General features: G+C 70.4%; 4 protein-coding genes. All 4 read left to right on the forward strand.

Translation table 11 applies throughout. The features are described 5' to 3' along the window. Positions 1-25: 25 nt before the first annotated feature. The 4 genes from uvrB (at position 26) to ACZ45E_RS34120 (ending at position 6,133) form a co-directional block, all read left to right on the forward strand. On the forward strand, positions 26-2,161 hold the full coding sequence (gene uvrB / locus ACZ45E_RS34105) for an excinuclease ABC subunit UvrB (protein ID WP_468228545.1): 2,136 nt from the start codon (positions 26-28) through the stop codon (positions 2,159-2,161). 213 nt (positions 2,162-2,374) lie between these two features. Beyond that, the gene (locus tag ACZ45E_RS34110) at positions 2,375-2,944 is read left to right on the forward strand and encodes a TerD family protein (protein ID WP_468228547.1); all 570 of its coding nucleotides are present in this window, start codon (positions 2,375-2,377) and stop codon (positions 2,942-2,944) included. 10 nt (positions 2,945-2,954) lie between these two features. Further along, positions 2,955-4,877, forward strand: coding sequence for a TerD family protein (locus ACZ45E_RS34115; protein ID WP_468228550.1), 1,923 nt, complete (start codon positions 2,955-2,957; stop codon positions 4,875-4,877). A gap of 266 nt (positions 4,878-5,143) precedes the next feature. Further along, positions 5,144-6,133 carry a TerC family protein gene (locus ACZ45E_RS34120; protein WP_468228553.1) on the forward strand — a complete coding sequence of 330 codons (990 nt, stop codon included), beginning with the start codon at positions 5,144-5,146 and terminating at the stop codon, positions 6,131-6,133. The last annotated feature ends 105 nt before the right edge of the window (positions 6,134-6,238 follow it).

The raw sequence follows: 6,238 nt of genomic DNA on the forward strand, positions 1-6,238 counted from the left end.
AGTGGGGGGTCGTACGGTTGATTCCATGCGGCCCGTATCCAAGATCGAACGCACGGTGGCACCCTTCGAGGTCGTCAGTCCGTACCAGCCCAGCGGCGACCAGCCCGCGGCCATCGCCGAGCTGGACAAGCGCGTCCGCGCAGGAGAGAAGGACGTCGTCCTGCTCGGTGCGACCGGCACCGGCAAGTCCGCCACCACGGCGTGGATGATCGAGAAGCTCCAGCGCCCCACCCTGGTGATGGCGCCGAACAAGACGCTCGCCGCCCAGCTGGCCAACGAGTTCCGTGAGCTGCTCCCGAACAACGCGGTCGAGTACTTCGTCTCGTACTACGACTACTACCAGCCCGAGGCGTACGTCCCGCAGTCGGACACCTACATCGAGAAGGACTCCTCGATCAACGAGGAGGTGGAGCGCCTGCGCCACTCCGCGACGAACTCGCTGCTGACCCGCCGCGACGTCGTCGTGGTCGCCTCCGTCTCGTGCATCTACGGCCTGGGCACGCCGCAGGAGTACGTGGACCGCATGGTCCCCCTGAAGGTCGGCGCCGAGTTCGACCGGGACGAGCTGCTGCGCCGCTTCGTCGACATCCAGTACACGCGCAACGACCTGGCGTTCCAGCGCGGCACCTTCCGCGTGCGCGGCGACACCATCGAGATCTTCCCCGTCTACGAGGAGCTCGCGGTCCGCATCGAGATGTTCGGTGACGAGATCGAGCGGCTCTCCACGCTGCACCCCCTCACCGGCGAGGTCATCAGCGACGACGACTCGCTCTACGTCTTCCCCGCCTCGCACTACGTGGCGGGCCCCGAGCGCCTGGAGCGCGCGGTGAACGACATCGAGAAGGAGCTCGGCGAGACCCTCTCCACCATGGAGAAGCAGGGCAAGATGCTGGAGGCCCAGCGCCTTCGCATGCGCACCACGTACGACCTGGAGATGCTCCGCCAGATCGGCTCCTGCTCCGGCGTGGAGAACTACTCGATGCACTTCGACGGCCGCGAGCCCGGCTCCCCGCCGAACACGCTGCTCGACTACTTCCCGGACGACTTCCTCCTGGTCATCGACGAGTCGCACGTCACCGTGCCGCAGATCGGCGCCATGTACGAGGGCGACGCCTCCCGTAAGCGCACCCTCGTCGACCACGGCTTCCGGCTGCCGTCCGCGCTCGACAACCGCCCCCTGAAGTGGGAGGAGTTCCAGGAGCGCGTCGGCCAGACCGTCTACCTGTCGGCGACGCCCGGGAAGTACGAGCTCGCGCGCGGGGACGGCTATGTCGAGCAGATCATCCGCCCCACCGGGCTCATCGACCCGGAGGTCGTGGTCAAGCCCACCGAGGGCCAGATCGACGACCTGGTGCACGAGATCCGTACGCGCACCGAGAAGGACGAGCGCGTCCTGGTCACCACGCTCACCAAGAAGATGGCCGAGGACCTCACGGACTACTTCCTGGAGCTCGGCATCCATGTGCGCTATCTGCACAGCGACGTCGACACCCTCCGCCGCATCGAGCTCCTTCGCGAGCTGCGCGCGGGCGAGTACGACGTCCTGGTCGGCATCAACCTGCTGCGTGAGGGCCTCGACCTGCCCGAGGTCTCCCTGGTCGCGATCCTCGACGCCGACAAGGAGGGCTTCCTGCGCTCGGGCACGTCCCTGATCCAGACCATCGGCCGTGCCGCTCGCAACGTGTCGGGCCAGGTCCACATGTACGCCGACAAGATCACCCCGGCGATGGAGAAGGCCATCGACGAGACGAACCGCCGCCGCGAGAAGCAGATCGCGTACAACAAGGCGAACGGCATCGACCCGCAGCCCCTCCGCAAGAAGATCAACGACATCGTGGCGTCCATCGCGCGCGAGGGCGTCGACACGGAGGAGCTGCTCGGCACCGGCTACCGCAAGGGCGGCAAGGACGGCAAGGGTGCCAAGGCCCCCGTCCCCGCGCTCGGCAAGGCGGACACCGGCAAGAAGAAGCGCGGCAAGGCGGCGGAGAGCGTTCCCACCGACCGTCCCGCGGCCGAGCTCTCCGAGCAGATCGAGGAGCTGACCGACCGGATGCGGGCCGCCGCGGCGGACCTCCAGTTCGAGGTCGCGGCACGGCTGCGCGACGAGGTGTCCGAGATGAAGAAGGAGCTGCGGCAGATGCGGGAGGCGGGCATCGCCTGACCTGCCACGACGGGCGGGGAGCGGGCGGTGTGTCGCAAGACCGCCACAAAACCCCGCCCGCGGTGGCGGCGTTGTCGGTGCCGCCCCCTAGGGTTTGCCTCACCGCGCGTAAGCCGCGGCAACAGGGGACGGTACGAGAGGGGACAGCGCGTGACGGCCGATTCCGCCGGTTCTGCCGGTTCAGCCGGGTCTTCGAAGGGGCCTGGCATCAGCTTGACCAAGGGCCAGGCCATCAGCCTGGAGAAGCGGGGCGGAGGCACCCTCACCGCCGTACGCATGGGCCTGGGCTGGCAGGCCGCCCCGCGACGCGGCCTGTTCGGGACGCGGACCCGCGAGATCGACCTCGACGCGTCCGCGGTCCTCTTCGCCGACAAGCAGCCCGTGGACGTGGTCTTCTTCCGCCACCTCGTCAGCGACGACGGTTCGGTGCGCCACACCGGTGACAACCTGGTCGGCGGTGTGGGCCAGGGCGGCGACGACGAGGCGATCCTCGTCGACCTCGCGCGCGTGCCGGTCCACATCGACCAGATCGTCTTCACGGTCAACTCCTTCACGGGCCAGACCTTCCAGGAAGTGCAGAACGCGTTCTGCCGCCTGGTCGACGAGACGACCGGCCAGGAGCTCGCGCGCTACACGCTCGACGGCGGCGGCCAGTACACGGCGCAGATCATGGCCAAGGTGCACCGGGACGGCACCGGCGGCTGGAAGATGACGGCCCTGGGCTCGGCGGCCAACGGCCGGACGTTCCAGGACCTCATGCCGGCGATCCTGCCCGGTCTGTAGCGGGCGGACGATGGCCGCCGAACTGGTGAGGGGGCAGAACCACCCCCTCGCCCGGACCCGCCTGGAGATCCGGGTGTCGGCCGGCCACCCGGTCGTCGCGGGCGCCACGCTCGCCGACGACCGGGGCACCGTCCGCGGCCCCGAGCACGTCGCCCACCCCGGCGCGCCCGCCCTGCCCGGCCTCGAAGTGCCGCGCCAGGCCGCCGCAGACCACCGTCTCGCCGTCGACCTGGACGCGATGCCGCAGGATGTGCACCGCGTCACCGTGCTGCTCGCCCTGCCGGTCGCCACCGGCGGGCCCACCCGGTTCGGCGCGGTCGCCGCCCCCTTCGTCGCGGTCACCGGACTCGACGGCACCGAGGTGGCCAGCTACACCATCACCGACCTCGACACCGAGTCGGCCGTCACCGCCCTGGAGCTGTACCGCAGACAGGGCGCCTGGAAGGTCCGCGCCATCGGCCAGGGGTACGCCGACGGACTCGGAGCCCTCTTCGCCGATCAAGGCGTGCCCGACGCCCACGCGCTGGCGGCCGCCGTGCACGACGCCGTCGCGCGGGGCCTGGCCCGCGCCGTGGCGCCCCCGCCTCCGCCCGGCGCCACGCCGCCGGCCGACGGGACCCACGTCCGCGCGGCGGCCACGGCAGGACACGCCTCCGGCGCCCTGCCGCCCGCCGCCTCCGCCCCCTGCGCGGCTCACGGCGGCCAGGACACCCCGATCGACTACACGCACCCGAGCCGCCAGGCGCCCCCGCCACCCGCCGCGGCGCCACCCGCCGAAGCGGGCGGGCCCGCCGCCCCCGTCGCGGGCGACGCGACCGGCTGGACCATGGATGAGCGGCTCTACAACCAGGTGTGGGGCATGTTCGAGGACCTGGCGCGCACGACGGCCGCCTACCGCAGCGCCGTCGACTTCGCCGACTCCCGCATGGAGCAGGAGATCGACCGCGCCGTCTTCGGCCTCTCCGACCCACGCAGCCGCCTCGGCGGCCGGGCGGACGCCGCGCGCGAGACCGCCGAGGCCAGGCACACCGCCCTGGTCGACCGGGCGCGAGAGGCGCTCGACCGGGACCTGGCCCAGCTCGTCGCCGAGTCCGACGTCGTCGAACCGGCGCTCCCGGCACCGTACGCGGGCTGGGAGAGCCCGTGCTGGCACGCCTACCGCAGCCCCATGGTGCACCCCATGGCCGTCCGCCTGGGCGACCTGCGTCTGCCCGAGGGCGACAGCGTCGGCCTGCGCATCCCGATGCTCGTGCGGCTGCCGCTGGAGCGCGGCCTGTGGATCGACGCGGGCACGTCCGACGCGGAGGCCCTGGTGGACGCCGACGACCTGCGGGCCCGGGCCTCGGGCACCGCGGCCGAACTGGCGATCCGGCTGCTCGCCGCCTACCCGGCGGGCGAGTTCAGCGTGCACGTCCTCGACCCGGCGGGCACGGCGTCCGGCGCGCTCGCCCCGCTCGTCGACGCCGGGGTGCTCGCCGGACCCGTCGCCAGAGGAGCGGCGGGCGTCACCGAGACACTGACCCGGCTGACCGAGCGGGTCGACCTCGTCCACATGGCGGTGCGCAACGGCGTGGCCGACGCTCTGCCGGCCGATCTGGACCCGGCCGAGCAGCTGCTGGTCGTGCACGACTTCCCGCACGGCTTCGACGACCGCGCCGTGACCCGGCTGCGCTATCTCGCCGACGAAGGTCCGCAGGTCGGGGTGCATCTGATGCTCGTGGCCGACCGCGCGGACGCCTCCGGGTACGGGCCGCTCCTGGACCCCCTGTGGCGCGCGTTGCTGCGCCTCACGCCGCTCCCGGAGGACCACCTCGCCGACCCCTGGGTGGGGCATGCGTGGACGTACGAGCCGCTGACGGTCCCGGACGGCAGCGCGGTGCTGCGCGGGGTCCTCGCGGAGGTGGCCAGGGCCCGGCGGGAGAGACAGCTCTGACAGCGGCATCGCCATAGCCCAGGGAACCAGTCTTGACCTGCGCACTTGAATGGCTCTTTACCTAAACCTTTACCTTTCATGGGTCTTTCCAGTACTCTTCTTGGTGCGGAGGGGAGTACTCCCGTACGCGGCGTTCCCGTCAATACGGACGACCGGCCCGATGGCCGACGATCCCGGGGCGCCGGCCCGAGGCGCACCGCGCCCGGGTGGAAGAGACCTCCGGCAGCGACGACGCTGATCAGTAGCCGTACGACGCCGGAGGCGCAGTGAACGTATCGATGACCCTGTGGGTGCTGACCATTCTTGGTCTGTGTGCCCTGATCGCGGTCGACTTCTTCATCGGGCGCAAGCCCCACGACGTATCCATCAAGGAAGCCGGGATCTGGACCGTCGTCTGGATCGTGCTCGCCGCGCTCTTCGGCGTCGGCGTGACCGTCTGGGGCAGCAGCCAGGCGGGCGGCGAGTTCTTCGCGGGCTTCATCACCGAGAAATCGCTCAGCGTCGACAACCTCTTCGTCTTCATCCTGATCATGGCGAAGTTCTCGGTGCCGACCCATCTGCAACAGCGCGTACTGCTCTTCGGCGTACTCATCGCCCTCGTGCTGCGGGCGATCTTCATCGCGGCGGGCGCCGCCGTCATCGCCAACTTCTCGTGGGTCTTCTACATCTTCGGCGCGTTCCTCATCTACACCGCCTGGAAGCTCGTCCAGGAGGCGATGGCCGACGACGAGGAGGAGGAGTTCGAGGAGAACCGCCTCCTGAAGTCCATCGAGAAGAAGTTCGGCGTCGCCGACCGGTACCACGGCACGAAGCTGTTCGTCCGGGAGCACGGCAAGAAGATCATGACGCCGCTCCTGGTCGTCATGCTCGCCATCGGCATGACCGACGTGCTCTTCGCGATGGACTCGATCCCCGCGATCTTCGGCCTGACCCAGGACCCGTACATCGTCTTCACGGCCAACGCGTTCGCCCTGATGGGCCTGCGCCAGCTGTACTTCCTCATCGGCGGCCTGCTCAGGAAGCTGGTCCACCTCAGCTACGGCCTGTCGGTGATCCTCGGATTCATCGGCGTGAAGCTGGTCCTGCACGCCCTGCACGAGAACGGCGTGCACGTGCCGGAGATCTCCATCCCGGTCTCGCTCGCCGTGATCTGCGGCGTGCTGATCATCACCACGATCACCAGCCTCATCGCCTCCAAGAAGCAGGCCGAGCGGGAAGCGGCCGAAGAGGCTCGCAAGGACAGCATCGGGGCCTGATCGCGGCAGGGCGGCGGTGGGGGGGGGGGGGGGGGGGGGGGGGGGGGGGGGGGAGGGGAGGAGAGCGAAAGGGAGGGAACGCACCAGAGCCCGACGACACCCGTC

The sequence above is a fragment of the Streptomyces sp. NPDC030991 genome (assembly GCF_055571235.1).

Coding starts and splice junctions, on each gene's coding strand:
- ACZ45E_RS34115 (WP_468228550.1), top strand. CDS start 2,955: ATGGCCGCCGAACTGGTGAGGGGGCAGAACCACCCCCTCGCCCGGACC.
- uvrB (WP_468228545.1), top strand. CDS start 26: ATGCGGCCCGTATCCAAGATCGAACGCACGGTGGCACCCTTCGAGGTC.